The organism is Rheinheimera oceanensis (assembly GCF_018831085.1).
GTDB lineage: Bacteria > Pseudomonadota > Gammaproteobacteria > Enterobacterales > Alteromonadaceae > Alishewanella > Alishewanella oceanensis.
The window spans coordinates 64,844-89,484 of sequence record NZ_JAGPNM010000001.1 but is presented as its reverse complement, the minus strand read 5'-3'; the positions used below and the strand labels follow the sequence as shown (position 1 = coordinate 89,484).

Below are 24,641 nucleotides of genomic sequence, written 5' to 3'. Positions count from 1 at the left end.
TCGGCAAACAACGGCTTTTTTCACCCGGAAACAGGTTCAAACGTTAAAACGGAAATGCATTACATCGCCATCTTTTACAATATAGTCTTTGCCTTCTAAACGCCATTTGCCAGCTTCTTTGGCTCCGGCTTCGCCGTTAAACTGCACAAAGTCGTTATAGGCAATAACTTCGGCGCGGATAAAGCCTTTTTCAAAGTCGGTGTGAATAACGCCAGCGGCTTGCGGTGCTGTGGCACCTATGGCTACTGTCCAGGCGCGTACTTCTTTTACCCCGGCGGTAAAGTAGGTGTGCAGGTTAAGCAGCGAGTAACCACCGCGGATCACCCGGTTTAAGCCTGGCTCTTCCAGGCCCATATCGGCCATAAACTCGGCTTTTTCATCGTCGTCCAGCTCGGCGATTTCAGATTCTATCGCCGCGCATACCGGCACGACGATCGCCCCTTCTTTGTCGGCAATAGCCTGTACTATGTCTAAGTACGGGTTGTTCTCAAAGCCATCGTCCATTACATTGGCGATATACATCGTCGGTTTAATGGTTAAGAAGTTCATATAAGCAATTAAAGCTTTTTCTTCTTTATCAAGCGGTAACTGGCGCAGAGTATGGCCTTGCTCCAAATGCGCTTTTACTTTTTCCAGTACTGCCATTTCAGCTTTAGCATCTTTATCGCCGCCTTTGGCTTTTTTGCTAACGCGCAACATAGCGCGCTCTGTGCTGTCCATATCAGACAGCACCAGTTCCATATTAATAGTGTCGATATCGTCAGCCGGGTCAATCTTGCCTGCTACGTGAATAATATTTTCATCGTCAAAACAGCGCACAACGTGGCCGATGGCGTCTGTTTCGCGGATATTTGCCAGAAATTTATTGCCAAGGCCTTCACCTTTAGAGGCGCCTTTTACCAAGCCAGCGATATCAACAAACTCCATGGTAGTTGGTAGTACGCGCTGTGGGTTAACAATTTGCGCCAGCTTATCCAGCCGCAGATCCGGCACCGGTACTACGCCGGTATTGGGTTCAATAGTACAGAACGGAAAGTTGGCCGCTTCAATCCCTGCTTTGGTTAGCGCATTAAACAGGGTGGATTTGCCTACGTTAGGTAAGCCGACGATGCCACATTTGAAACCCATAACTAGTATCCTTTACGTGCTGTAATTAACGGCGCCTGCTGTTTAGCCGGCTTTGAAACTGTGCAGACGGTTTTGTGCTTTAACCAGGCCATCGCGGGCCAGAATATCAAAGCAACGCACCGCCTCATCAATACTTTGTTCAATCAGGTTTTGTTCACTGGCCGGGGCTTTGCCCAATACATAGCCGGTTACCTGATCTTTATGGCCCGGATGGCCAATGCCAAGCCGCAGCCGGTAGAAATTGGGGTTGTTGCCAAGGCGCGCCATAATATCACGCAGACCATTATGGCCGGCATGGCCACCACCGAGTTTAAATTTTGCCACACCCGGCTCCAGTGCCATTTCATCATGCGCTACCAGTATTTGTTCGGATGTCAGCTTGTAAAACTGTGCCATAGCCAGCACGGCTTTACCGCTTAAATTCATATAAGTTGAGGGAATAAGTAACTTGAATTCTTGCCCGGCGCAAACAAACTTGCCGGTGTAACCGAAAAACTTCGGCTCGTTCTTTAAGCTGACATTAAAGGCGTGGGCCAGCTGCTGTACAAACCAGACACCGGCATTGTGCCGTGTCTGGCTGTATTCCGGGCCCGGATTCCCCAGGCCCACAATCAACTGAACTGTTGACTGAACGCTGCCAGACATTACTCTGCGGCAGTTTCTTCGTCAGCAGCTTTACCAGCTGGTTTGTTCACAGAAACAACAGCTAAGTCGTGACCTTTCGCTAACTGAACGAAAGTAACACCTTTAGGTGCTTTCAGATCAGATAAGTGCAGGTGAGCACCTACTTCAACATTGCTCATGTCAACTTCGATAAACTCTGGTAAGTCTTTAGGCAGACAAGAGATTTCGATTTCGTTCGCAGCGTGTACTACTACGCCACCTTTCTTAATCGCAGCGTCTTCGTTAACGAAGTGAACAGGAACAACAGTGTTCAGCTCGTGGCCAGCTTCAACGCGTTGGAAGTCAACGTGCATGATTTTTGGCTTGAACGGGTGACGTTGCATAGCTTTAACGATCGCTTTTACATCTTCTTTGCCAACTTTAATGGTCAGAATGTGAGAGTAAAATGCTTCAAAGCTTTGAGCTTTTAACAGTTTAGAATGCTCTAAAGTGATAGAAACCGGTGCTTTGCTACCACCGTAAATGATAGCTGGTACTTTGTCTTCGTGACGCAGGCGGCGGCTCGCACCTTTCCCCGCATCAGTACGGACTTCTGCATTTAATGTAAAAATTGCATCAGACATGATGTACTCCAAAAATTAAGGTTTCCCAAGACTCGCGACCAGTCTCAGGCTGGATGCCCTTTTCAGGGGCGCGACATATTACCACCGGACCCTGACGGCTGCAATTGTAAAATTGCACCACTTGCGCGTAGACGTTAAATAGCAGCTATACTTATCTGGTTGGTTAAAAAGTATACAGCGCTGCTGTCGACGAATGTCAATCGTTTGCCAATTGGCCGTAATGGCAAATCACAGGCCTTTTGCGGAGGATATTATGTTAAGACGCTATTTTATTAGTGAGGATCTTGACGATCTGGAAGCGGTAGAGCGAGAGCTGGAACAGCAGGGTATCAATACCCCACAAATCCATGTATTGAGTGACCAGGACGCAAGTGTTGAGCAGCACCATTTGCCTGAGGTGTCTCCGGTGTTGAAAAGCGACGTGGTACATGCAACAGAGCTTGGTGCAGTTGTCGGTGTAATATGCGCCGTACTGGTGTTGCTAGTGGCCTATGCTGCGGGCTGGACTGACAGTGCTGCCGGATGGATGCCGTTTATATTTTTAGCCATTGTCGTACTCGGGTTTTGCACCTGGGAAGGTGGTTTTATCGGGATCCAGGAACCCAATGTACATTTTCAACAGTTTAAAGATGTGCTGCGTCAGGGTAAACATGTGTTGTTTGTTGATATTGATCCGCAAGATGAGGGTATTTTGAATCGCACGGTACGACGTCACCCTAAACTACAACTGGCAGGCAGTGGTGAAGGTGCACCCGGTTGGGTGGTTCGGATGCAAATTTATTTTCGCCGCTTTATGAAAGCTATGCCGTGATAGCTGCGTTACCTTAGTTAAACCGGCGTGGTGCGACACGCTGGTTTTTATGCAATGTTGAATTATATCGCTTGTAGTAAAAGTCAAAATAAAGCTAAGTCCTTAAGGTGTTGGGCTAAATGTTGCACGTACTGCTGTCTGGTTAATTTGTTGAAGTAGATACCTGATACTTTCACTTTTAACGTTAAGGAATAACAGTGTTATGGCAATTGCCTTTGTTATTGTGGTGCTGGTAATCGGCTCCTTGCTACTGCACTACTATAGTGTCTGGTGGTTCACACCACTGGCGTCAAATTGGGCGTCAATTGATTTCACTGTCGATATCACGGTCTGGATAACCGGGGTGGTATTTGTCATCGTGAACCTGTTTCTTGCGTATGTGGTATTTCGGTTTCGCAGTCAACCAGGTCATAAAGCGCATTATGAACCCGAGAATAAAAAGCTTGAAGGCTGGTTAGTGGCACTGACCAGTATTGGTATTGCCGCCATGCTGGCACCAGGTTTATATGTCTGGGCGCAATTTGTCCAACCGCCTGTCAATGCCAAAGAAGTTGAAGCTTTCGGTCAACAATGGCACTGGCGTTTTCGTCTGCCGGGGGCCGATGGCCAGTTGGGTAAAGTGGATACCTCGCTGATATCTGAACAAAACCCGCTGGGTATAGTGCCGTCAGACCCGGCGGCCGCTGACGATATCCTTATTCTAAGCAATGAGCTGGTGCTTGAGCTGGATCAGCCAGTGAAAATGCTACTGCGTTCTGCAGACGTGCTGCATAACTTTACCGTGCCACAGTTCAGAGTAAAAATGGATTTAGTGCCGGGCTCAGTAAGTTCGCTGTGGTTTATTCCTACTCAGGCAGGCGAATTTGATGTGTTATGTGAAGAGTTGTGCGGCACTGGCCACTTTGCTATGCGGGGCAGAGTTAGCGTAAGAAGCACTGATGAATATCAGCACTGGCTGGCGCAACAGCAGACTTTTGCGCAAAGTCAGGTAGTGTCAGAGGCAGACATTGCGCTAGGTCAGGCGCATTATCAGTTATGTGCTGCGTGTCATGGTGCTGAAGGCGAAGGCAATAAACAATTAAATGCTCCCGCGCTGGCCGGACAATCTGGTTGGTATCTGCGCCGGCAGTTACAGCACTATCAGCAAGGTATTCGTGGCAGAGCCGAAGGTGATCTGTATGGCGCACAGATGGCGGCGATGGCTAATACTTTGGCCGACACTGCTACGATGGATCATCTGTTGGCCTTTATCAATAGCCTACCGCCAGTGGTGGCGGTTCACACCGACGGCGATGTAAAACGGGGGCAACACTTATACCGCAATTGTGCTTCTTGTCACGGTAATGCGGCTGAAGGCAATTACGCCATGAATGCGCCACGGCTGGCAGGGATCGATAGTTGGTATCTGGCGCGGCAACTCAGTTATTTCAAACAGCGGGTGCGGGGTAATCATCCGGACGATTTTTATGGCGCACAAATGAGTCTGATCGCACAGTCGCTGCAATCAGAGCAGGATATTACTGATGTTGTGGCTTATATCAATAGTCTGCAGCCATGAGTACGCAGCAGCACTAAGGAGCAAATAATGACAATGTCTGCTGGTTATGGCGATACACAACAGCATGATGGGCCTGGTAGTTTCTGGACGCGTTATGTCTGGAGCCAGGATCATAAAGTGATTGCTATACAGTACAGCCTGACAGCCATTTTTGTCGGATTAGTGGCATTGGTATTGTCGGCGCTGATGCGGTTACAGTTAGGGTTTCCTGGGCAGTTTTCATTCATAGATTCAACGCATTATCTGCAATTCGTTACCATGCACGGCATGATCATGGTGGTGTATCTGTTAACTGCATTGTTACTAGGCGGCTTTGGTAATTATTTAATCCCACTAATGGTCGGCGCCCGGGATATGGTATTTCCATTTTTGAACATGCTCAGTTATTGGACCTATTTATTGTCGGTGCTGGTGTTACTGGCCAGCTTTTTTGTACCGGGCGGTCCGACAGGCGCTGGCTGGACGTTGTATCCGCCGCAGGCTATTTTGCCCGGCACGCCGGGCTCTGAGGCCGGTATTTTACTGATGCTGATTTCGCTGGCCATTTTTATTGTGGCCTTCACCATGGGAGGATTAAATTATGTCTGTACAGTGTTGCAGGCCCGCACCCGTGGCATGACCCTGATGCGGATGCCGCTAACAGTGTGGGGCATCTTCGTGGCTACGATTCTGGGCCTACTGGCCTTTCCAGCCTTATTGGTGAGTGCGGTAATGATGTTTTTGGACAAAACCGTTGGCACCAGTTTTTTTATGCCGGTGATCATATCGCTGGGAGAGCAGCTTGACTACGGCGGTGGCAGCCCGATCCTGTTTCAGCATCTGTTTTGGTTTTTTGGTCATCCTGAAGTGTATATCGTGGCGTTGCCAGCCTTTGGTATTGTTTCTGATATTTTGGCAACGCATGCCCGTAAGAATATTTTTGGTTACCGGATGATGGTCTGGGCCATAGTGGCAATAGGCGGGCTTAGCTTTGTTGTGTGGGCGCACCACATGTATGTCAGCGGTATGAACCCTTATTTTGGTTTCTTTTTTGCCACTACGACATTAATTATTGCTGTGCCGACGGCGTTGAAAGTATACAACTGGGTGTTGACGTTGTGGCAGGGCAATATTCATCTGACGGTACCTATGTTGTTTGCTATAGGCTTTATTTTTACCTTTGTGCATGGTGGTCTGACAGGCCTGTTTCTGGGGAATGTGGTCGTTGATTTACCGCTGTCTGACACCTATTTTGTTGTTGGGCATTTTCATATGGTAATGGGAGTGTCACCGGTAATGGTGTTGTTTGCTGCCATTTATCACTGGTTCCCGAAAGTCAGCGGCAAGCTGCTGCATGATGGCTTGGGTAAGTTGCACTTCTGGGGCACCTTTATTGGCACTTATCTGGTTTTTCTGCCCATGCATTATCTGGGCTTTCTTGGCGTACCGCGGCGCTATTATGCCATGGCCGGCACCGACTTTATCCCGGCATCGGCACAAAGCCTGAATAGTAGTATTACCGTTGCTGCGCTGGTTGTGGCACTGATGCAACTGCTGTTTATTGCTAATCTTATTATCAGTTTACGCTGGGGAAAAGCTGCCAGCGCCAATCCCTGGCACGCTACTACACTGGAATGGCAAACACCACAAACACCGCCAGCTCATGGTAACTTTGGTCCGCAGCTGCCAACCGTATATCGTTGGGCTTACGATTACAGTGTACCTGGTGCCCGTGATGATTTTATTCCGCAGCACCTGCCTGACAGTGCGGTAGCCGTGGACGATGCGCAAGCCTATGCTAAGGCGGGCAAATGAGTATTTTTAGCAAACTTACAGAAAAGCCCTGGCTGGCTCAACCTGAAGGGCAAGACCCTGCTCTGCAGCTTACAGCAGATGAGGCCTGGCCTGAGCGTACAGCACTTAAGTTTTTATTGGCCACCATCAGTGTATTGTTTTCATTGTTTGTTATAACTCTGCTGGGGCGCTCTCAGTTGCCTGACTTTCAGGTACTGGCAGGTGAGCCCTGGTTACCGTTGTCTGATCGCAGTGGCTTGTGGCTTAGTACCGGTTTGCTGTGTGGCAGCAGCCTGATGATGCAGTTAGCGCAATGGTTTTCCAGACAACACCTGGCAAAGGCAGTGCTGGGTGCATTGACAGCTGCAGTGGCGTTGATATTGCTGTTTTTGTTTGCGCAGTATCGGGTGTGGTTACAATTAGCCAATGCCGGTTTTGGCTTTACTGATACAGCCGCCAGTAACTACTTTTATCTGTTAACGGCTTTGCATGGCGTGCATCTGCTTGGCGGTGTAATTGCAGTGCTGCCGGTGTTTTTGCAACTGGATAAGCAGAGCGGCCAAACGCTGCCACGAACCCTGACACTGTGTTGCTGGTACTGGCACTATCTGCTGTTGTTATGGTTGCTATTATTCTGGCTGCTGACTAGCCCGGCGCAGACCCTTAACACTCTTGCCGCTCTATGTGGCTTTGGCGAGGCAACCTTATGAGCGGACAATCCGATAGCGCTGCTGAGGCTAAAGGCTGGCACAGCGTAGTAGATGATTGGGCGGCAGACCAGCGTACGTTTCGGGTGTCTTGGGGCAAACTGATGATGTGGATATTCCTGCTGGGGGATACCTTTATTTTCAGTATTTTCCTGCTCAGTTATATGACAGTCAGATTATCTGCTACTGACGCCTGGCCAAATGCCAGTCAGGTATTTGAACTGGTGGTATTTGGCCAGACAGTGCCGTTGTTTCTGATCGCTATCATGACCTTTATCCTTATCACCAGCAGCGGCACCATGGCGATAGCCGTCAGCTTTGCCTATCGTAAACAAAAACAACTGGCAGTGTATCTGATGCTGGCCACTGCTGTGCTCGGTGCCAGCTTTGTTGCTATGCAGGCGTTTGAATGGAGCAAATTAATTGCTGATGGCGTAAGGCCTTGGGTTAACCCCATGGGCGCGGCCCAATTTGGCGCGGCTTTTTTTATGATTACCGGATTCCATGGTCTGCATGTCAGCGCCGGGGTGATATACCTGCTGATAGTCGCACGCAAGCTAGCGCGGGGAGATTATGATCAGCGCGGCTATGAAATTGTCGAGATAAGTGGTCTGTACTGGCATTTTGTCGATTTAGTATGGGTATTTATTTTTGCATTTTTTTACTTATGGTGAGGTGATTGATGTCAACCGAACATGTCCAGCATCATCCCATCAGCCTGTATCTTAAAGTCTGGGGCTGGCTGTTTCTGCTGAGCTTTTTTTCATACATGGTAGATTATATGCACGTACAGGGGCCACTGCGCTGGACCTTGGTACTGACTTTTATGCTGCTGAAAGCCGGACTTATTCTCAGCGTTTTTATGCATGTGAAATGGGAGCGCCTGGCGCTGAAATTGCTGTTGTTTGTGCCCCTGTTTGCCATAGCGGTTTTTGTTGCACTAATGGCGATTGAAGGCGATTACACCTACGCTCTGCGATTACTGTATTTCCGCCAGCACTGAACAGGAGCGACACATGACCACGTTAAGTCATCGTATCGGCTATGCCGTAAACAGCAACTGGCGGCATTATTTACAACTGTGTAAGCCTAAAGTCGTGCTGTTGTTGTTAATTACCGCCGTGGTTGGCATGCTGCTGGCAGATCCCCGCTGGCAGGATTGGCAAACATTGGTCGCTGCCACTGTAGGCATCGCAGGGGCTGCAGCGGCTGCGGCCGTATTTAATCATCTGGCAGATAGTCGTATTGATCGCTTAATGCAGCGTACCCGCTATCGCCCTTTGGTCCGGGGCGTACTGACCGCAAAGCAGGCGCTGTGGTTTGCGGTACTGCTCACTACCGTTTCACTGAATCTGTTGTGGTGGCTGGTTAACCCGCTAACCGCTGTTCTGAGCTTTACCGGCCTGATGGGATATGCTGTAGTTTATACCCGCTTTTTAAAATACCGTACGTCGCAAAATATTGTGTTAGGGGGGCTATCTGGCGCCTTACCTCCGTTACTGGGTTGGACCAGTGTCACTAATCAAGTGAGTATTGAACCCTTACTGCTGGTACTGCTTATTTTTGTCTGGACGCCTGCGCATTTCTGGCCGCTGGCCATAGAACGGCTGGATGACTATCGCCGGGCAAAAGTACCCATGCTGCCGGTAACCCACGGCGTGGCCTATACCCGGGACGCCATCGTTGGCTATACACTTTTGTTGTTACCGGTCAGTGTGTTACCGGTATGTATTGGTATGAGCGGAGTTTTGTATCTGTTGTCGGCGTTACTGCTGGGAGGTTGGTTTTTGTGCTCAGCATTAATGCTGTGTTTATACCCTGACAGGCACAGTGCCATGCGCACCTTTTATGTGTCAATATATTATCTGTTTGGTGTGTTTGGTGCCCTATTGGTTGATCATCTATGGCGATTGTGGCCGCTAAGCTAGTGTATCAGCGTAGTTGGGGCGCGCTGGCGATACTGGGGCTGCTATTGCTGGCTCTGTTGTTGTGGCAGCAAAAGCCAGGGCGGGAAGTTCTGGTGTTACAACAGGCAACATTGTTATCTGAGCCCGTCAGTCTTGGGCCGTTTCTTTTGCAGGATCAGTATGGACAACCGGTGCAGGCTGCTAATCTTAAGGGGCGCTGGCACCTGCTAAGCTATGGTTACACTCATTGTCCGGATGTCTGTCCGCTGACGCTGGCTAAACTGGCGTATTTACAGCAGCAGTTGGCTGCAGAAACAGAGTTCTCACAGTTAGGTTTACTGTTTTACAGCATAGATCCCACACGTGACAGTGCTGCTGAACTGGCGCAGTATCTGCAATATTTCGCAGCAGATATTCGTGGTTTGCGGCCAGATCCGCAGGCTCTACAATTAGCCTTGCCGTTTGAACAAGCGCTGTCGCTGCGTTATAGCATCGAAAATGACAGTATAATAACCGGCATGGCAGAGTATCAGCTTGCGCATGGCATTATGCTGTATCTGTTAAACCCGGACGCCAGATTACAGGCGGTGTTTTTTCCTGCCAACCGTCCCGGAGTTGCTATACCTGAGTTTACCGTGGAAATATTGCTGGCAGACTATTTGACGATCCGGCGTTACCTGGCTCAGCGCAAAAAAAACAGCGCCACATGAGCGCTGTTTTTTGTATAAACAATGGTTTAGTCAAACATTGACGAGATAGACTCTTCATTGCTGATACGACGGATACACTCGGCCAGCATTTCGCTCAATGTCAGTTGGCGTACTTTAGATACCGTTTTCATTTCTGCACTTAGCGGAATGGTATCGGTGATAATCAGCTCATCGATCACTGAATTGGCGATGTTCTCTGCCGCACCGCCGGAAAATACCGGGTGGGTAGCGTAAGCAAATACACGCTTGGCGCCTTGCTCTTTTAACGCTTCAGCGGCTTTGCATAAAGTACCGCCGGTGTCGATCATGTCGTCAACGATAATACAGTCGCGGTCTTTCACGTCACCGATAATATGCATGACCTGAGCAACGTTAGCTTTTGGCCGGCGTTTGTCGATAATGGCTAAATCGGCGTCGTTCAGCAATTTGGCAATAGCGCGGGCACGTACCACACCGCCGATATCCGGTGATACCACGACCGGTGAAGTGAAGCCTTTTTTACGCATATCGTCCAACAATACCGGGCTGGCGAACACGTTATCTACCGGTACATCGAAGAAACCCTGAATTTGCTCGGCATGCAAATCTACCGTTAATACGCGGTCTACCCCTACACTGGATAAAAAGTCGGCAACTACTTTAGCAGTAATAGGCACCCTGGCTGAACGCACACGGCGGTCCTGCCGGGCATAACCAAAGTACGGCATCACTGCGGTAATACGGCCGGCTGAGGCACGACGCAGCGCGTCGACCATTACAATCAGTTCCATCAGGTTATCGTTGGTCGGAGCGCAGGTTGACTGGATGATAAACACATCAGAACCACGCACATTTTCATTGATTTGGACACTAACTTCCCCATCACTGAAACGGCCGACTTCGGCATCTCCAAGTTTAATATACAGGCGGCTGGCGATTTTACTTGCGAGTTCTGGTATAGCGTTACCAGCGAAAACCTTCATGTCAGGCACGGTAGGATCCTCAGGGCGGTGGTGAGTCCGGTTTATCAATTAACAGCGGCAACAACACCGCTGCGGTTACTTATTCGGTATCTGCCAACGCAGCCCACACAGGTGACTGGTTGACCCCTTTAGCAATAAAACCACGCCAGGACGGCGGTAATTGCGCAAGAGCATGCTGAGCACTGGTCTGGTCCGGGAATGCGGCGAACACACTGGCGCCAGTACCCGTCATTTGACACGGCGCGTATTCTACCAACCACTGTAAGGTTATTGCAACAATAGGGTAGAGCTGTTCTACCAATGGCTGGCAGTCATTACGCCAGGGAGCTGTTAACACCTGTTCCATGCCTATGCTGGGTGTATTGCGTATTAAATCAGGGTGTTGGAAAATTTCAGCTGTGCTGATATGACAATCTGGTGTAACTACCAGGTAAACTTTTTCAGCCATGGGCAGTGGTTGTAATTTTTCGCCTACGCCTTCGGCAAAGGCCGTGTAGCCACGGACAAATAAGGGTACATCGGCACCCAGTTTTAGCCCCAGTTCAGCCAGCGTATCAGTGGTTAAATTCAGTTGCCATAATTTATTTAACCCCAGCAGTGTAGTGGCAGCATCGGATGAGCCACCGCCTAAACCGCCGCCCATTGGCAGGCGTTTATCCAGATAAATATCGCAGCCTTGTGTGCCGTTGCTATATTGCTGCAACAGGCGGGCGGCACGCAGTACCAGGTTTTGCTCGTTGATCAGCTCGCCGTTATTGCAATCAAGCCGGATTTCATTGTCCTGGCGCAGCGTAAAGCTCAGTTCATCGCCAACATCCAGCAATTGAAACAAAGTTTGCAGGTTATGATAGCCATCAGGCCGGCGGCCGGTAATGTGTAAAAATAAATTCAGTTTTGCCACTGCTGGCAGGGTAAGGTGCTTCATTGCCAGCTCCTGACCACAATTTTAATTTGGCTGTCGCTACTTTGCAGCAACATGCGTCTGGGCAGCGCTAAACTGTCGGGGAAAAAGCCCTGATACTGCAACTGCCAGACAATGCCGGTGCTGTCTGTTAAATTAAATGAAGTAACCCGGCCAAATTCGTCGCGTATAATGTTGCGGCCTTTACTGCCGGGTACACCACGCAGCCATAGCGGCATATCATGCAGCGGCATTGACCAGCCCGATAGTTGCAGCAATAAGGTGCTGGTATCTACGGCGCGGTAGGTTTCACCTTTAATCGTAATAGCGCTGCCTTGCTCAGTTTCGCTCAGCTCAAACAGGCTGATGCCAAGAAAATTGCTTAAACGGGCGTCATAAGTTGCACCGTCTTGCTGTTGCCAGCGTAAATTACCGCTGAGTGATTCTTCCGGTGTTTTAATGCCAACACTGGCCTGCAACGAAAACTGTTGCATTGCCAGTATGTGTTGTTCCCGCTCGTTGGTGTTAAGCGGTGTTTCAGCCGGTGCCTGGCGCTGAAATATGCTACAGGCACTTAGTAATAAAATAACAATGCTGATAAATAACGGACGAATAAACGGATGCACCACACTAAAGTCCTTCACTGAGCTTTCTTCGCTTTTATTAAGTTGGGGCTTTTTGTACAATTCGCCCCCTGACAATTCTGATGATACAGGTGACAGCTATTTTCGCACTCGGCATTAATCATAAAACGGCACCGGTTGCCCTGCGCGAGCAAGTTGCTTTTGCGCCTGAGCAGTTGCCTGAAGCCTTGCGCGAACTGACTACGTTAACCAGTATTTCCGATGCGGTAATTTTATCTACCTGTAACCGCACTGAATTGTATTTTAACGGCACAGCCACCCAAGCGGAACAGGTAATTGCCTGGCTGGCACAATTTCATGCGATTGATGGCAGTGAATTGCAGCCGCATTTGTATTTACATCAGGACAATGCTGCCGCTGAGCATCTGATGCAAGTGGCCTCCGGTCTGGATTCATTAGTACTGGGCGAGCCACAAATTCTCGGCCAGGTAAAACAGGCTTATAACCAGGCCCGCAGTGCAGGTACCGTTAACCCACAGTTTGAACGTTTATTTCAAAAAACCTTTGCGGTGGCCAAGCAGGTGCGCACCGAGACTGATATTGGTGCCAATGCGGTATCTGTGGCATTTGCGGCGGTAAGCTTGGCCAGGCAAATTTTCGGTAACCTGACCAAAGTGCGGGTATTGCTGATTGGTGCCGGTGAAACCATTGAGCTGGTCGCCAAGCACTTGCAAGAACAGGGCGCCGGACAGCTCACCGTTGCTAACCGCACTTATGAGCGCGCAGTGCATTTAGCTGAGCAATTCAAAGCTTCGGCTATTACTTTAGCGCAAGTGCCGTCAACCCTGGCTGATGCAGACATTGTGATCAGCTCTACCGCCAGTACTTTGCCGATAGTTGGTAAAGGCATGGTAGAGCAAGCGTTAAAACAGCGAAAGCATAAGCCGATGTTTCTGGTTGATTTAGCCGTGCCGCGCGATATTGAGCAGCAAGTGGCAGAGCTGGAGGACGCTTACCTGTACACCGTAGATGATTTACAATCGATAGTGACGCAAAACCTGAATAACCGCCTGCAGGCCGCAGAGCAGGCAAAGCAGATGATAGCGGTTGGCGCAGCCGAGTTTGCCCAGTGGTTAACCCTGCAAGGCAGTGTTGACTGGGTACGCGATTACCGCCAGCGTTGTGAGCAGGTGCGTACAGAATTACTGGCCAAAGCAGCTAACCAGCTGGCAGCCGGGCAAGATGCGGAAAAAGTGCTGGCTGAACTGTCAACTAAACTGAGTAACCGGCTGATGCATAGCCCAACCAAAGCCATCCGCCAGTTAGTGCAGGATGATGAACCGAACAAACAAACATTGATCAACACCTTGTTAGATCTGTAATCAGGCAAATAAAACACCATGAAAGAATCGGTATACCGCAAGCTGGAAGGGCTGGCTGAGCGCTACGAAGAAGTGCAGGCATTATTAAGTGATGCTGGCGTAATAAGCGATCAAAGCAAGTTTCGCGAGCTGTCAAAAGAATACAGCCAACTGGAAGATATCAGCAAAGCCTTTGCCGATTATCAACAGGCGCAGCAGGATTTAGCCTCGGCTGAGGAAATGCAAAAAGACAGCGATCCGGATATGCGTGAAATGGCGCAGGAAGAGTATAAAGCAGCCAAAGAGCGCATTGAAAAACTGGATCAAGAACTGCAAATTTTATTGCTGCCCAAAGATCCAAACGACAATAACAGCTGCTTTTTGGAAATTCGAGCCGGCGCCGGTGGCGATGAAGCGGCTATTTTTGCCGGTGATGTATTTCGTATGTACAGCCGTTTTGCCGAAAAACGCCGCTGGAAGCTCGAGGTTGTCAGCGCCAGTGACGGCGAACATGGTGGCTACAAAGAAATTATTGCCAGCGTGCAGGGCGAGGGGGCTTACGGTACGCTGAAGTTTGAATCAGGCGGCCACCGCGTGCAGCGCGTACCTGCTACTGAATCACAGGGGCGGGTGCACACCTCGGCCTGTACGGTAGCTATTATGCCGGAAATTCCGGAAAGTGAAGCAATAGAAATAAACCCGGCTGATTTAAAAGTTGATACTTACCGCGCTTCCGGTGCCGGTGGTCAGCACGTTAACCGTACCGACTCAGCCATTCGTATTACCCACTTACCAACCGGCATAGTGGTAGAGTGTCAGGACGAACGTTCGCAGCATAAAAACCGTGCCAGGGCGATGAGTGTGTTAGCGTCGCGTATTCAGGCGGCAGAAGACGAAAAACGCCGTTTAGCGGAGGAATCTACCCGCCGCTCATTAGTGGGCAGTGGCGATCGTTCTGAACGTATCCGTACCTATAACTTTCCACAGGGGCGTTTAACCGATCACCGGATTAACCTTACCATTTACCGCTTAAACGAGGTAATGGAAGGTGATCTGGATCAGGTATTAGAACCGTTAAAGCACGAGCATCAGGCCGACTTGTTAGCTGCATTAGCCGACGAGAACCGCTAAATGCGGCAAAAAGTGCAGCAAACACTGACACAGTGGCAAAAGCTGGCACAGCAACAGCTGGCCGCCATTAGCCCAACGGCTGATATTGAAGCCAGGTTGTGCCTGTGCCATGTGCTTAACGTTAGTAACAGCTATTTATACAGCTACCCAGAGCGTGAACTTAGCAGTGCCGAGCTGACACAGTTAACTGAGCTGCTAAGTGCGCGCCTGCTGGGCCAGCCACTGGCCTATCTGTTTGGCTATTGGCACTTTTTTGATTTACAGCTTGAAGTTGCCCCCAGCACCTTGATCCCGCGGCCCGACACCGAACTACTGGTTGAACAAGCCTTAGCGCTGCCACTACCTGCACAGGCAAAAGTGCTGGATTTAGGCACCGGTACCGGCGCTATTGCGCTGGCGCTGGCACACAATAAGCCGCAGTGGCAGTTAACCGCGGTAGACTACATTGCGAAAGCGGCTGCACTGGCCGAACGTAACCGGGAAAAACTGCAGATAAAAAATTGCACCGTGCTGCAAAGCAACTGGTTTAGCGCACTGGCTGGTGCAAAGTTTGATCTGATAGTCAGCAACCCGCCGTATATCGATCCACAGGACCCGCATTTAGCTACACTGCAATATGAGCCGGTTACCGCTCTGACTGCTGAGCAACAGGGCCTGGCTGATATCAGCCAGATAATACGCCAGGCGCCGCAGTATCTGAATGCTAATGGCTGGCTTTATCTGGAGCATGGCTATAACCAGGCTGATGCAGTGCGGTTATTGCTACAGCAAGCCGGTTTTACTCAGGTTGAGTCAAAGCGCGATTATGGCAATAACTGGCGTATCAGTGGTGGCTGTTTACCGGCTTAAGCAGTTGTTTTTATCCATTTCCTTTGACCCTGCTCTGGATACAGCATATAACTAGTTCAGCAATTACTCAGACTAAAGCAAGCTAAAGGAAAAGCGGATGAGCGATGATTTTTTATTTGCCGAAGAGCCAGAGCCCACAGTCGCTGTGCTTAACGGTAGTTGGAAAGTACTGATTGTTGACGACGAGTCGGAAGTGCATGCTGTTACCAAACTGGCGTTGAGTGATTTTACTTTTCAAAGTAAAAACCTGACGTTTTTCAGTGCTTACTCTGGCAGTGAAGCTAGAGACCTGATTAAGCAACATCCCGACACCGCTATTATTTTGCTGGATGTAGTCATGGAAACCGACGATGCCGGCTTGCTGGTAGCGCGCTACATCCGTGAAGAGCTGCACAACGAGCATGTGCGTATTATTTTACGCACCGGCCAGCCGGGGCAGGCACCAGAGCGCCAGGTTATTATTAACTACGATATTAACGACTATAAATCAAAAACCGAGCTTACCGCGCAAAAACTCTTTACCGTAATTATGTCCAGCCTGCGTTCCTACCGCGATATTATGTCACTGGAGCAAAGCCGTCAGGGGCTGGAAAAAATCATTAATGCGTCGGCCGACTTATTCTCATCGCATTCGATGGAGCAGTTTATTGATGGTGTATTGCAGCAACTGACATCTATTTTGGGTTGCAATGAAGACGCCTTGCTGGTCAGCTCATCGCTGGTAGCGGGTAATGTTGCCGGTGAAGTAACAGAGCCGCACAACTTAGTCGTATTTGCCGGGCAGGGCGAGTTTGAAAGTAAAGAAGGAAAGCCGGTGCAGGAAGTTTTGGCGCCAGAGCTGATGGAAGCCTTTGATAAAGCCTTAAAATCACGCAGTATTGTCTACCGCGACAATTATCTGGTGGCCTATTGCACCAGTAAATTTACCCATGGCTCTTTGCTGTATATCTCTGGCTTGCCGGGCATCATTACCGAAAATCAGAAAAAGCTGATTGAGCTGTTTTCGCAAAACGTGCAAATAGCTTACGAAAATGTGCAACTGCAGCATGAAATAGAAGACACCCAGCGCGAAATAGTTTATCGCTTAAGTGAAGCGGTAGAGCACCGGTCGATAGAAACCGGTAATCATGTTAAACGGGTAGCCTTTATTTGTTACGATCTGGCCAAAGCCTATGGTTTACCGGAAGAAGAAGCCGAGCGGCTGATGTTTGCCGCGCCCTTGCATGACGTTGGCAAAGTGGGGATTCCGGACGGCATTTTAAATAAACCGGCTAAACTGCAGGGGCAGGAATGGGAAGTGATGAAAACCCACACCAGCATTGGTTATGACATATTAAAGGATTCCAAACGCAGTATTATTCAGGCCGGTGCAGTTATCGCACAGGATCACCATGAAAAATGGGATGGCTCAGGTTATCCTGCCGGTAAAAAAGGCGAAGATATTCATATTTACGGCCGTATTGCGGCACTGGCCGATGTTTATGATGCATTGCGCCACCGGCGCTGCTATAAATCTGCCTGGCCGCTGGAGCGGGTAATGGCAACGATAGAAGCTGAAGCCGGTAAGCAGTTTGACCCCAAACTGGTAGAAATATTTAAAAGCCGGGTCGACAAACTGGAAGCAATACTGCAAAAATACCCGGACAACAACGAGTAACTGCAGCCAGCTTACGCTGGCTGTTTTATTAACAAAGGAAGGACAAGCATTATGTATATGGCTTATAAGCATTTTCACCTGTTAATGGTGGTGCTCAGTGTCAGTTTTCTGTTAGTGCGTTATGCCATGAGCCTAAAGCCGGCGGCAATATTACAAACGAAGTTTTTCAAAATAGCGCCACATGCTATTGATACGCTGTTGCTGGTAAGCGCCGTGCTGCTGATGATGACACTACAGCAGTATCCTTTTGTACACGCCTGGCTGACAGAAAAATTGCTGGCGGTACTGGCCTATATTGCCTTGGGCGTAATGGCATTTAAAGGCCGCACAGCTGCTATCCGCTGGATTTGTTTTTTAGGTGCGCTGGGCTGGCTGGGCCTGGTACTGCGGGTAGCCATGACCAAACAGCCAGTGTTCTTAACGGCATTCTGATAAAGATACCACAGGCGCTGTGCCTGTGTTTTAGGAAAAACTATGACTGCGCAAATTATTCAGGTTGGCAGCACGCAAGTGGCTAACCATTTACCTTTCGTGTTGTTTGGCGGCATGAATGTGCTGGAATCACGTGATTTAGCCATGCGTATTGCCGAGCATTATGTGAATGTCACTACTAAGCTTAGTATTCCCTATGTATTTAAAGCCTCGTTTGATAAGGCCAACCGCTCATCGGTGCATTCTTACCGTGGCCCCGGCATGGAAGAGGGCTTAAAAATATTTGAAGAAATTAAGCGTACTTTTAACGTGCCTTTAATTACCGATGTACATGAGCCGCACCAGGCTGCACCTGTTGCCGAAGTGGTAGATGTGATCCAATTACCGGCCTTTTTAGCCCGGCAAACCGATTTAGTGGTGGCAATGGCAAAAACCGGCGCGGTCATTAATGTAAAAAAACCGCAGTTTTTAGCCCCGCATGAAATGCGCCATATTATTACCAAGTTTAAAGAAGCCGGTAATGAACAGGTGATCCTGTGTGAGCGCGGCAGCTGCTTTGGTTACAACAACCTGGTAGTTGATATGCTGGGTATGGATGAAATGAAAAACTATGGGCCAGTTATTTTTGATGCTACCCATGCATTACAAAAACCCGGTGGCCGGGAAAGCTCGGCCGATGGCCGCCGCGCCCAGGCGGCACAGTTAGCGCGCTCGGGTATGGCGTTAGGGCTGGCCGGTTTGTTTATCGAGGCGCACCCGGATCCGAATCAGGCTAAATGTGACGGCCCCTGTGCCTTGCCTCTGGCCAAGCTGGAAGATTATTTACTGCAAATGAAAGCGGTAGATGATTTAGTCAAAAGCTTTGCGCCGCTGGATACCGCCGCAAATTAAGCAAAGGGCGGGACAGCGATTAGCTGCTGTCCCGTTTGCCAGGTTAGTTGGCGGCTGATGCAGCAACGTCCTGAATAGTTACGCGGCCTTTAATACGGTCTTCATATCGCTGCAACATAGCGGTGACTTTAACTGCCTGGTTAGCACGGGCAAAGTCCATTAGCCGCTGGCCGTTACATACCACTTTTTCTACCGCCGCCTGTTTACTGATATGGTAAGCTTTTAGCGTGCTATGTAAACCTAAGCGGTCGTCAGCTGCAGTTTCGCGGCACACTTGAACTAAAGCGTTATGTAAATAGCTGCCTTTGACATAGTTGTCGGCGCTTGCCGGCATTGCCACACCGGCACCTGCCAACGATATTGCGAATAAAAGTGCTGTTTTCATGGTGCTACCCTCAGTTGTTTAACATATGGCGTTTGCCATAGTCCTATTGTGGCAATATTGCACCGGGTTGCCGCAGTATTGGGGTAAGAGGTAGCGCCGTTGTTATCAAGTGATAAGCCGGCGCCCGGCAGGGATAAGCGGTAAGGTTAATGCTGTGGCAGAGCGCTGAGTTGGCCGGCCCAGTTCAGTTTGTAGCGGCGTGAAGCATTCACCTTTTTACCGTTGCTAAGCAGAAATTCGTAATCATTATTATGCGGTTGCAGCTTGTGAACATGATGCAGATTAAGCAAAGTTGAGCGATGCACCTGTACAAACTGTTTTGGCAAACGTTGCAGTAACTCTTTCATGGTTTCCCGTATGATCAGGATGTCGTTTAAGGTATGGATACATAAATAGTTGCCGGCGGCTTCAATCAGCATAATGTCAATATCGTCCAGCAACAGGGTGGAGGCACCGGTTTTAAACGTCAGCTTGTTAACCTGTGCCGGTGCTGTGTGCAGTGTCAGTTTGTCCAGTGCCGTACGGGCATCCAGCAGCGATTGTGCCAGGCGCTGGCGTGACACCGGTTTTAGCAGGTAATCAAAGGCAAAGTGCTCAAATGCCGAAAAGGCAAATTGCTCATAGGCCGTAACCAGAATAAACAACGGCCTGGTCATGGCAGAGCCTTTAGCAAGCTGTTGCAAAATGTCGATACCTTTAATGCCCGGCATCTGAATATCCAGAAATACCAGGTCGATATCCGGCGCGGTCTGCAAAAATTGTAAGGTGTCATCGCCGTTGTCAAAGCAGTCAACAATTTCAAGATTAGAATATAACGCCAGCTTGGCTTTTAAGTTACTGATAGCCAGGGGTTCGTCATCGGCAATAATGACTTTAAGTGCGGCTGTCATTCAGCGCCTCCGTTGCTATGCGCAGCCGGCTGTGAAATCCGGCGGCGCTGTGGCTTAGGGTTAAAGCGGCTGCATTACCAAACAACAACTGTAGCCGCTCAGCAAGATTAATTAAGTTTAGTGGTTGTTGCGCACCGGGCCAGCCGGCAGTGGCATCAGCCCCTTGCTGTGCCAGGGTAATGTTTAAATAGTCATCCTGCAGTTGCAGGCTGATCTGCAGGCAGATGTTACCTGCCTGCTCCGCTACGCTGTATTGAATGGCATTTTCGGCCAGCGGCTGCAGCAGTAAGGGCGGGAAACGTAAAGCTGGCAGCTGTTGTGGCAGTTGCCAGCACAGTTGCAACCGTGCACCAAAACGTACCTGTTGTATCGCCATATAAGCGGACAGTGCATCCAGTTCTTGCTGTAGCGGGATAAACTCATCCTGCTGGTTTTTCAGTGAATGGCGCAAATAAGTGGATAAATGCTGGATAAGTTGCTCTGCAGCCTGGCCGCTGCGCTGTACTATTAGTGCGTTTAGCGCATTGAGCGTATTAAACATAAAGTGCGGATTAAGCTGATAACGCAGTACTTTTAATCTGGCCTGCCGCGCTTGCTTTGCCAGCTGTTGTTGTTGCAGTACGCCTGCGTAATGCAGCTGATTGGTTTTAATCAGCATAAAAACTGCCAGCCAACCGGCCAACGGCAGCAGTACCAGTGAGAAGGCTGAAAAATACTTCAGCACTGAGTTGACGTTGTATATCATATCGCTAGCGTATTGCATTACCAGATACTGTCGCAGTATTACCAGTAACAGCCACAGCGGCAACAACACCAATAGCAGACGTTTGAGCTGCTGTAATAATGGCCGCTGCTGTAGTAACTCGTGGTGGCCAAGTGCGCCGGTGCACAGAATATTGATTAACGTCACCAGACTGTAGATCGCTAAGTACGGCCAGGTGGCTTCGTTTTGCAGCGGTACCAGCACCACCAGATGGGCATATTTCACCAACAGGTAACTTAACCAGTACAGCAGGTGCCAGTACCAAAAATTAGCCAGCCGATGCTGCACACCGGCTAAGATCATGCTGTTTGCCATGGTAAGCTGATATCCACTTTAAAGCCCTGTGGGCTGGCGCCTATATCTAACCTAGCGCTGTCGCCAAAGTGTTGCAGTAAGCGGTTGCGGATATTATTCAGGCCCACTCCGGCGCCACTGTTGTCGGCTGCCAGCTGCGATCCGGGACCATCATCGCTGATACTCAAATGTAAGCTGTTGTGCTCGCGCGCGCCGCCTATAGTAATAGTTGCGCCTTGTTTACGGGTAGCAACTGCGTACTTAATAGCATTTTCTATCAGAGGTTGTAGTAATAGTGGCGGAATACGCTGGCATTTAAGTGAGTCATCAATTTGCCAGTTAACCTTTAGTTTGTCGCCAAACCGCGTTTTTTGCAGCTGTAGATAAGCATTAATTGCCGCCAGCTCGTCGGCCAGTTGCACCAGGTTGTCGGGCGATTTACTCAGCGAATAACGTAAAAAGGTCGCCAACTGCTCAGACATGGTTTCTGCGTCGTCATAGCGCTGGGCTTCCAGCAGGGCACAAACGGAATTAAGTGCATTAAAGGTAAAATGCGGGTTGAGCTGATGGCTTAGCGCCTGCAGTTCCAGTTGCTGAATTTTTTGGCTTAATGCGCTGGTTTGCGCCAGCCGCTGTAACTGCTGCTGGTACAGCAGTGCGGTAAGGTAACAGGCAGTCCAGACAAAAAATGCCAGCACAGAGGTATCCAAATTACCAACAAGCTTGCGGATATCGGCAATCTCTCTGTCCCATAACAACATCCATAGCGCATTTTCTGCCGGAATATACAGCGCGGCAACCACAGCCACGCCGGATAGCAATTGCCAGTTACTGAATACTTGCTGCACCAAACGCTGATAGGTCCAAACTACCAGCGCTGCTGTTAATAGCATTGCAACCAGGTCGCCGGCCAGCATCATCGGCAGATGGCGCCAGTCAAATGGCTTGTTGTACAAAACCGCAGCATGCCAGGAGCTGAGCAAGCCCAGTATTAAAATGGCTGACCAGTAGTAAAGATTAAAGCGTAGTAATTTCCCCAGACTGAAAAACGGCATATCCGGCCCCACCGGTTAAACTGTCCCTGAGTATAAATGACACGGCGGCTTTTGCCGACAGTGCTGGATAACCGGATGAAAATCCGGGGTAAAGCTGGCTGAAATCTTCATAAAACTGCCATTTTTGTCTGGCGGCCATCAGGTATGCTGTCATATAACTTTCACTAACGGAGTGAGCTGTTGGTTGATACTGATACCATGCTGCCAGAGCTGGCTCAGCTGCAACAGTTAATTGACACGGCACCGCCACAATTACAGGTTGAACTGCTTGCCAGCATACCGCATATGGCAGAGCGCCTGCCATTATATGGCCTGCAACTTGGTAACCACAGTGCATCTGCCCCGGCCGTAGTGCTGGTAGGGGGCATCCATGGCCTGGAGCGTATCGGCACCCAGGTGGTGCTGGCTTATCTGCAAACCTTGCTTAACCGCTTACCCTGGGACCTTTGTCTGCAACATACGCTGGCGCATTGCTGTATTTATTTTATCCCGCTGGTTAACCCGGCTGGTATGGCAAATGGCTGGCGGGCTAATGGCAATAGTGTCGACTTAATGCGTAATGCTCCGGTGGAATGTACCGAAGGTGCTGCCTGGCTGGTGGGCGGCCAGCGTATCAGCCGCACTATTGCCTGGCATCGTGGCCGTACCGACAGAATGGAAGCAGAAAACCAGGCCGTAACGGACTTTATTCAGCGCGAATTGTTTAACCGGCCGTTTTCACTGGTGCTGGATTGCCATTCCGGTTTTGGTACTACTGACCGGTTGTGGTTTCCGTATGCTAAAAGCAAGCGTCAGCCTATCGCACATCTGGCTGAAATGTACCGGCTGCGTGAACTGTTATTTCAAACTTACCCGCATCAGAATTATATTTTCGAGCCGCAATCGCAACACTATCTGTGCCACGGTGATTTATGGGATTATCTGTACGATTTATCGCTGGCGCACAACACCACTATGCTGCCGTTAACGCTGGAAATGGGCTCGTGGAACTGGGTACGGAAAAACCCGTTTCAGCTGTTATCCAGCCTGGGAATGTTTCATCCGGTAAAGCCACACCGGGTAAGGCGGGTACTGCGCAGCCACCTTATCCTGATTAACTTTCTTATTAACAGCACTATGTCATATCAAAACTGGTTGCCGCAGGTTAACCGCCCGCAATTACAGGCACAGGCCAGAGCGCTATGGTATTAGCAGATGTCACGGTATTAGCAGATGCTACGCCGGTATTACTGATCCGCGGCCTTACCCGTGAGCAGCGTCATTGGGGGGAATTTAAAACCCTGTTGAGCGCTGCTTTACCTAACCCGGTACTGAGCTTTGACTTTGCCGGTACCGGCCAGTTGTATCAGCAGCGTTCGCCCTGCGGTATAAGTGGCTTGCGCCAATCGGTGCGCCAGCAATGGTTGCAGGCACCACAGTATAACGGCAGGGTGCATTTGCTGGCTATTTCTCTCGGGGCTATGCTGGCTGCCGACTGGGCGGCGCAATATCCGCATGAAGTGGCCTCGGTAACGCTGATTAACAGCAGTGCCAGGCCATTGTCGCCGTTTTACCGCCGTTTGTGCTGGCGTAATTACCCGGCTATTTTGCGCAGTGTGGTGGTAGGTGCTGCGCAGCGTGAACAAATCATTTTGCAGTTAACCAGCGCCAATGCCGCCGCACATAGCCGTGTCATACCAGACTGGCAGTTATGGCAGCAGCAAAGGCCGGTAAGTAAATTAAATGCCCTGCGCCAGTTATGGGCGGCCAGCCGCTTTGTGATAACGCCAGCGCCGCAATGCCCCACTTTATTACTGAGCAGCCTGGGGGATAAGTTGGTAAACCCGCAGTGCTCGGCTGATTTAGCCCGTTACTGGCAGGTAGCGCATATTCAGCACCCCTGGGCCGGGCACGATTTAGCGCTGGATGACGCACCCTGGCTGGTGGCGCAATACCGGCAGCAGCTTGCCGTAATCAGGCAGGCTGGGCGCTAAACTGAGCCACAGTAAAAGGGTTGCTGTTAAGCTGGTTTAAGTCAAACTCACTGAGGCAGCGTAGTTTCAGCTCGGCCAGATCAAATTTTTCCAGGTGCCAGTCGTGCACAGCAGGCAAGGCTATAACTTTCATCCCGGCTGCTTTGGCAGCACTTAAGCCGGTGTAGGAGTCTTCAAACACCAGACAGTGCTGAGGCGCTACGCCAAGGTTTTCTGCTGCCAGTAAATAAATATCCGGTGCCGGTTTGCCTTGCTGTACCATTTCTACCGAACAGTGGGTATGAAAATAATGGCGGATCTGCAGTTTTTCTAAGGTGGTATCCATTAAAAAACCGGGAGAATTAGTAGCCAGGCCGGTAGGTATAGCGGCCTGCTTTAACTGGTTTAGCAGTGGTAGCAAGCCTTTTTTCGCTACCCCCTGCTGCTTTATCTGCGCCGCAACATGTTGCAACACGGCTTGCTCAGCTTCATCCAGAGACATCGTTGTCCACGGTGACTGCTGGTACCAGTGCGCAGTAACAGCTTTGGTAGTCATACCTACGGTTTGCTGCTGGCGCTGCGGGCAAATAGTTACGCCAAGGTTGCTAAACACCTCAAGCTCGGCCTGCTGCCACATAGGCTCTGAATCAATCAGTACGCCGTCCATATCAAAAATAACTGCCTGGATCATAG

General features: G+C 49.8%; 27 protein-coding genes. 16 read left to right on the top strand and 11 right to left on the bottom strand.

Translation table 11 applies throughout. From position 1 onward, the window contains the following. Window positions 1–36: 36 nt before the first annotated feature. From ychF to J3B89_RS00400, 3 genes are read right to left on the bottom strand one after another with little or no spacing between them, the layout of a single operon-like run. On the bottom strand, window positions 37–1,128 hold the full coding sequence (gene ychF / locus J3B89_RS00410) for a redox-regulated ATPase YchF (RefSeq protein ID WP_215395549.1): 1,092 nt from the start codon (window positions 1,126–1,128) through the stop codon (window positions 37–39). A gap of 42 nt (window positions 1,129–1,170) precedes the next feature. Further along, window positions 1,171–1,773 (bottom strand): aminoacyl-tRNA hydrolase, encoded by a 603-nt coding sequence (gene pth, locus J3B89_RS00405; RefSeq protein ID WP_215395548.1) that lies wholly within the window; start codon window positions 1,771–1,773, stop codon window positions 1,171–1,173. Further along, complete coding sequence (locus J3B89_RS00400; protein WP_215395547.1) at window positions 1,773–2,375, bottom strand: 50S ribosomal protein L25/general stress protein Ctc; 603 nt, start codon at window positions 2,373–2,375, stop codon at window positions 1,773–1,775. Before J3B89_RS00400 ends, pth begins: the two co-directional genes overlap by 1 nt. A gap of 253 nt (window positions 2,376–2,628) precedes the next feature. On the opposite strand from J3B89_RS00400, the gene J3B89_RS00395 reads away from it, so the two are divergent. From J3B89_RS00395 to J3B89_RS00360, 8 genes are all read left to right on the top strand, one after another. After that, complete coding sequence (locus J3B89_RS00395) at window positions 2,629–3,186, top strand: NAD/FAD-utilizing enzyme (RefSeq protein ID WP_215395546.1); 558 nt, start codon at window positions 2,629–2,631, stop codon at window positions 3,184–3,186. Between the two features lie 202 nt (window positions 3,187–3,388). After that, window positions 3,389–4,744 carry a c-type cytochrome gene (locus J3B89_RS00390; RefSeq protein WP_215395545.1) on the top strand — a complete coding sequence of 452 codons (1,356 nt, stop codon included), beginning with the start codon at window positions 3,389–3,391 and terminating at the stop codon, window positions 4,742–4,744. 27 nt (window positions 4,745–4,771) lie between these two features. Continuing rightward, window positions 4,772–6,538, top strand: a complete 1,767-nt coding sequence (locus J3B89_RS00385; RefSeq protein WP_215395544.1) for a cytochrome c oxidase subunit I — start codon at window positions 4,772–4,774, stop codon at window positions 6,536–6,538. Then, window positions 6,535–7,227: a cytochrome c oxidase subunit 3 gene (locus J3B89_RS00380; RefSeq protein ID WP_215395543.1), complete on the top strand. Its 693-nt coding sequence runs from the start codon at window positions 6,535–6,537 to the stop codon at window positions 7,225–7,227. The genes J3B89_RS00385 and J3B89_RS00380 overlap by 4 nt, the downstream gene beginning before the upstream one ends. Then, entirely contained in the window at window positions 7,224–7,898 is a 675-nt protein-coding gene (locus tag J3B89_RS00375) for a cytochrome c oxidase subunit 3 (protein WP_215395542.1), read from the top strand. Before J3B89_RS00380 ends, J3B89_RS00375 begins: the two co-directional genes overlap by 4 nt. An 8-nt stretch (window positions 7,899–7,906) precedes the next feature. Continuing rightward, window positions 7,907–8,227: a cytochrome C oxidase subunit IV family protein gene (locus J3B89_RS00370; protein WP_215395541.1), complete on the top strand. Its 321-nt coding sequence runs from the start codon at window positions 7,907–7,909 to the stop codon at window positions 8,225–8,227. 13 nt (window positions 8,228–8,240) lie between these two features. Then, on the top strand, window positions 8,241–9,152 hold the full coding sequence (gene cyoE, locus J3B89_RS00365; protein ID WP_215395540.1) for a heme o synthase: 912 nt from the start codon (window positions 8,241–8,243) through the stop codon (window positions 9,150–9,152). Continuing rightward, a complete protein-coding gene (locus tag J3B89_RS00360; RefSeq protein ID WP_215395539.1) occupies window positions 9,128–9,841 on the top strand; it encodes an SCO family protein in 714 nt (237 codons plus the stop codon). The genes cyoE and J3B89_RS00360 overlap by 25 nt, the downstream gene beginning before the upstream one ends. A 26-nt stretch (window positions 9,842–9,867) precedes the next feature. Here the strand turns inward: J3B89_RS00360 and J3B89_RS00355 are convergent, their stop codons facing one another. From J3B89_RS00355 to lolB, 3 genes are all read right to left on the bottom strand, one after another. Continuing rightward, complete coding sequence (locus J3B89_RS00355) at window positions 9,868–10,803, bottom strand: ribose-phosphate pyrophosphokinase (RefSeq protein WP_251372196.1); 936 nt, start codon at window positions 10,801–10,803, stop codon at window positions 9,868–9,870. 79 nt (window positions 10,804–10,882) lie between these two features. Further along, complete coding sequence (ispE, locus tag J3B89_RS00350) at window positions 10,883–11,728, bottom strand: 4-(cytidine 5'-diphospho)-2-C-methyl-D-erythritol kinase (RefSeq protein ID WP_215395537.1); 846 nt, start codon at window positions 11,726–11,728, stop codon at window positions 10,883–10,885. Further along, entirely contained in the window at window positions 11,725–12,390 is a 666-nt protein-coding gene (lolB, locus tag J3B89_RS00345; RefSeq protein ID WP_251372138.1) for a lipoprotein insertase outer membrane protein LolB, read from the bottom strand. The genes ispE and lolB overlap by 4 nt, the downstream gene beginning before the upstream one ends. A gap of 20 nt (window positions 12,391–12,410) precedes the next feature. Here lolB and hemA point away from each other — a divergent pair, with 20 nt between their 5' ends. The 6 genes from hemA to kdsA all read left to right on the top strand — a co-directional run bounded on the left by hemA (window position 12,411) and on the right by kdsA (window position 18,609). Then, window positions 12,411–13,670, top strand: coding sequence for a glutamyl-tRNA reductase (gene hemA / locus J3B89_RS00340; protein WP_215395536.1), 1,260 nt, complete (start codon window positions 12,411–12,413; stop codon window positions 13,668–13,670). 18 nt (window positions 13,671–13,688) lie between these two features. Continuing rightward, a complete protein-coding gene (prfA, locus tag J3B89_RS00335; RefSeq protein ID WP_215395535.1) occupies window positions 13,689–14,780 on the top strand; it encodes a peptide chain release factor 1 in 1,092 nt (363 codons plus the stop codon). Further along, complete coding sequence (gene prmC, locus J3B89_RS00330; protein WP_215395534.1) at window positions 14,781–15,629, top strand: peptide chain release factor N(5)-glutamine methyltransferase; 849 nt, start codon at window positions 14,781–14,783, stop codon at window positions 15,627–15,629. 97 nt (window positions 15,630–15,726) lie between these two features. Then, entirely contained in the window at window positions 15,727–17,286 is a 1,560-nt protein-coding gene (locus J3B89_RS00325; RefSeq protein WP_215395533.1) for a response regulator, read from the top strand. Window positions 17,287–17,337: 51 nt separating this feature from the next. Continuing rightward, window positions 17,338–17,718, top strand: a complete 381-nt coding sequence (locus J3B89_RS00320; RefSeq protein ID WP_215395532.1) for a SirB2 family protein — start codon at window positions 17,338–17,340, stop codon at window positions 17,716–17,718. Window positions 17,719–17,760: 42 nt separating this feature from the next. After that, window positions 17,761–18,609 (top strand): 3-deoxy-8-phosphooctulonate synthase, encoded by an 849-nt coding sequence (gene kdsA / locus J3B89_RS00315; protein ID WP_215395531.1) that lies wholly within the window; start codon window positions 17,761–17,763, stop codon window positions 18,607–18,609. A gap of 43 nt (window positions 18,610–18,652) precedes the next feature. Here the strand turns inward: kdsA and J3B89_RS00310 are convergent, their stop codons facing one another. The 4 genes from J3B89_RS00310 to J3B89_RS00295 form a co-directional block, all read right to left on the bottom strand. After that, window positions 18,653–18,994 (bottom strand): DUF3718 domain-containing protein, encoded by a 342-nt coding sequence (locus J3B89_RS00310; RefSeq protein ID WP_215395530.1) that lies wholly within the window; start codon window positions 18,992–18,994, stop codon window positions 18,653–18,655. Window positions 18,995–19,140: 146 nt separating this feature from the next. Then, window positions 19,141–19,884 carry a LytR/AlgR family response regulator transcription factor gene (locus J3B89_RS00305; protein ID WP_215395529.1) on the bottom strand — a complete coding sequence of 248 codons (744 nt, stop codon included), beginning with the start codon at window positions 19,882–19,884 and terminating at the stop codon, window positions 19,141–19,143. Continuing rightward, on the bottom strand, window positions 19,868–20,950 hold the full coding sequence (locus J3B89_RS00300) for a sensor histidine kinase (RefSeq protein WP_215395528.1): 1,083 nt from the start codon (window positions 20,948–20,950) through the stop codon (window positions 19,868–19,870). Before J3B89_RS00300 ends, J3B89_RS00305 begins: the two co-directional genes overlap by 17 nt. After that, entirely contained in the window at window positions 20,947–21,996 is a 1,050-nt protein-coding gene (locus J3B89_RS00295; RefSeq protein ID WP_215395527.1) for a sensor histidine kinase, read from the bottom strand. The genes J3B89_RS00300 and J3B89_RS00295 overlap by 4 nt, the downstream gene beginning before the upstream one ends. A 180-nt stretch (window positions 21,997–22,176) precedes the next feature. On the opposite strand from J3B89_RS00295, the gene J3B89_RS00290 reads away from it, so the two are divergent. Further along, window positions 22,177–23,187: a M14 family zinc carboxypeptidase gene (locus tag J3B89_RS00290; RefSeq protein WP_251372136.1), complete on the top strand. Its 1,011-nt coding sequence runs from the start codon at window positions 22,177–22,179 to the stop codon at window positions 23,185–23,187. Then, window positions 23,178–23,969, top strand: a complete 792-nt coding sequence (locus tag J3B89_RS00285; RefSeq protein WP_215395526.1) for an alpha/beta fold hydrolase — start codon at window positions 23,178–23,180, stop codon at window positions 23,967–23,969. Before J3B89_RS00290 ends, J3B89_RS00285 begins: the two co-directional genes overlap by 10 nt. Here J3B89_RS00285 and hxpB read toward each other — a convergent pair. Then, a complete protein-coding gene (gene hxpB / locus J3B89_RS00280; RefSeq protein WP_215395525.1) occupies window positions 23,950–24,639 on the bottom strand; it encodes a hexitol phosphatase HxpB in 690 nt (229 codons plus the stop codon). The genes J3B89_RS00285 and hxpB overlap by 20 nt on opposite strands. Window positions 24,640–24,641: the final 2 nt, after the last annotated feature.

Bases quoted from the DNA above. Each gene is read 5' to 3' on its own strand.
- ychF (WP_215395549.1), bottom strand. From the start codon at position 1,128: ATGGGTTTCAAATGTGGCATCGTCGGCTTACCTAACGTAGGCAAATCC.
- pth (WP_215395548.1), bottom strand. From the start codon at position 1,773: ATGTCTGGCAGCGTTCAGTCAACAGTTCAGTTGATTGTGGGCCTGGGG.
- J3B89_RS00400 (WP_215395547.1), bottom strand. From the start codon at position 2,375: ATGTCTGATGCAATTTTTACATTAAATGCAGAAGTCCGTACTGATGCG.
- J3B89_RS00395 (WP_215395546.1), top strand. From the start codon at position 2,629: ATGTTAAGACGCTATTTTATTAGTGAGGATCTTGACGATCTGGAAGCG.
- J3B89_RS00390 (WP_215395545.1), top strand. From the start codon at position 3,389: ATGGCAATTGCCTTTGTTATTGTGGTGCTGGTAATCGGCTCCTTGCTA.
- J3B89_RS00385 (WP_215395544.1), top strand. From the start codon at position 4,772: ATGACAATGTCTGCTGGTTATGGCGATACACAACAGCATGATGGGCCT.
- J3B89_RS00380 (WP_215395543.1), top strand. From the start codon at position 6,535: ATGAGTATTTTTAGCAAACTTACAGAAAAGCCCTGGCTGGCTCAACCT.
- J3B89_RS00375 (WP_215395542.1), top strand. From the start codon at position 7,224: ATGAGCGGACAATCCGATAGCGCTGCTGAGGCTAAAGGCTGGCACAGC.
- J3B89_RS00370 (WP_215395541.1), top strand. From the start codon at position 7,907: ATGTCAACCGAACATGTCCAGCATCATCCCATCAGCCTGTATCTTAAA.
- cyoE (WP_215395540.1), top strand. From the start codon at position 8,241: ATGACCACGTTAAGTCATCGTATCGGCTATGCCGTAAACAGCAACTGG.
- J3B89_RS00360 (WP_215395539.1), top strand. From the start codon at position 9,128: ATGGCGATTGTGGCCGCTAAGCTAGTGTATCAGCGTAGTTGGGGCGCG.
- J3B89_RS00355 (WP_251372196.1), bottom strand. From the start codon at position 10,803: ATGAAGGTTTTCGCTGGTAACGCTATACCAGAACTCGCAAGTAAAATC.
- ispE (WP_215395537.1), bottom strand. From the start codon at position 11,728: ATGAAGCACCTTACCCTGCCAGCAGTGGCAAAACTGAATTTATTTTTA.
- hemA (WP_215395536.1), top strand. From the start codon at position 12,411: ATGATACAGGTGACAGCTATTTTCGCACTCGGCATTAATCATAAAACG.
- prfA (WP_215395535.1), top strand. From the start codon at position 13,689: ATGAAAGAATCGGTATACCGCAAGCTGGAAGGGCTGGCTGAGCGCTAC.
- prmC (WP_215395534.1), top strand. From the start codon at position 14,781: ATGCGGCAAAAAGTGCAGCAAACACTGACACAGTGGCAAAAGCTGGCA.
- J3B89_RS00325 (WP_215395533.1), top strand. From the start codon at position 15,727: ATGAGCGATGATTTTTTATTTGCCGAAGAGCCAGAGCCCACAGTCGCT.
- J3B89_RS00320 (WP_215395532.1), top strand. From the start codon at position 17,338: ATGTATATGGCTTATAAGCATTTTCACCTGTTAATGGTGGTGCTCAGT.
- kdsA (WP_215395531.1), top strand. From the start codon at position 17,761: ATGACTGCGCAAATTATTCAGGTTGGCAGCACGCAAGTGGCTAACCAT.
- J3B89_RS00310 (WP_215395530.1), bottom strand. From the start codon at position 18,994: ATGAAAACAGCACTTTTATTCGCAATATCGTTGGCAGGTGCCGGTGTG.
- J3B89_RS00305 (WP_215395529.1), bottom strand. From the start codon at position 19,884: ATGACAGCCGCACTTAAAGTCATTATTGCCGATGACGAACCCCTGGCT.
- J3B89_RS00300 (WP_215395528.1), bottom strand. From the start codon at position 20,950: ATGATCTTAGCCGGTGTGCAGCATCGGCTGGCTAATTTTTGGTACTGG.
- J3B89_RS00295 (WP_215395527.1), bottom strand. From the start codon at position 21,996: ATGCCGTTTTTCAGTCTGGGGAAATTACTACGCTTTAATCTTTACTAC.
- J3B89_RS00285 (WP_215395526.1), top strand. From the start codon at position 23,178: ATGGTATTAGCAGATGTCACGGTATTAGCAGATGCTACGCCGGTATTA.
- hxpB (WP_215395525.1), bottom strand. From the start codon at position 24,639: ATGATCCAGGCAGTTATTTTTGATATGGACGGCGTACTGATTGATTCA.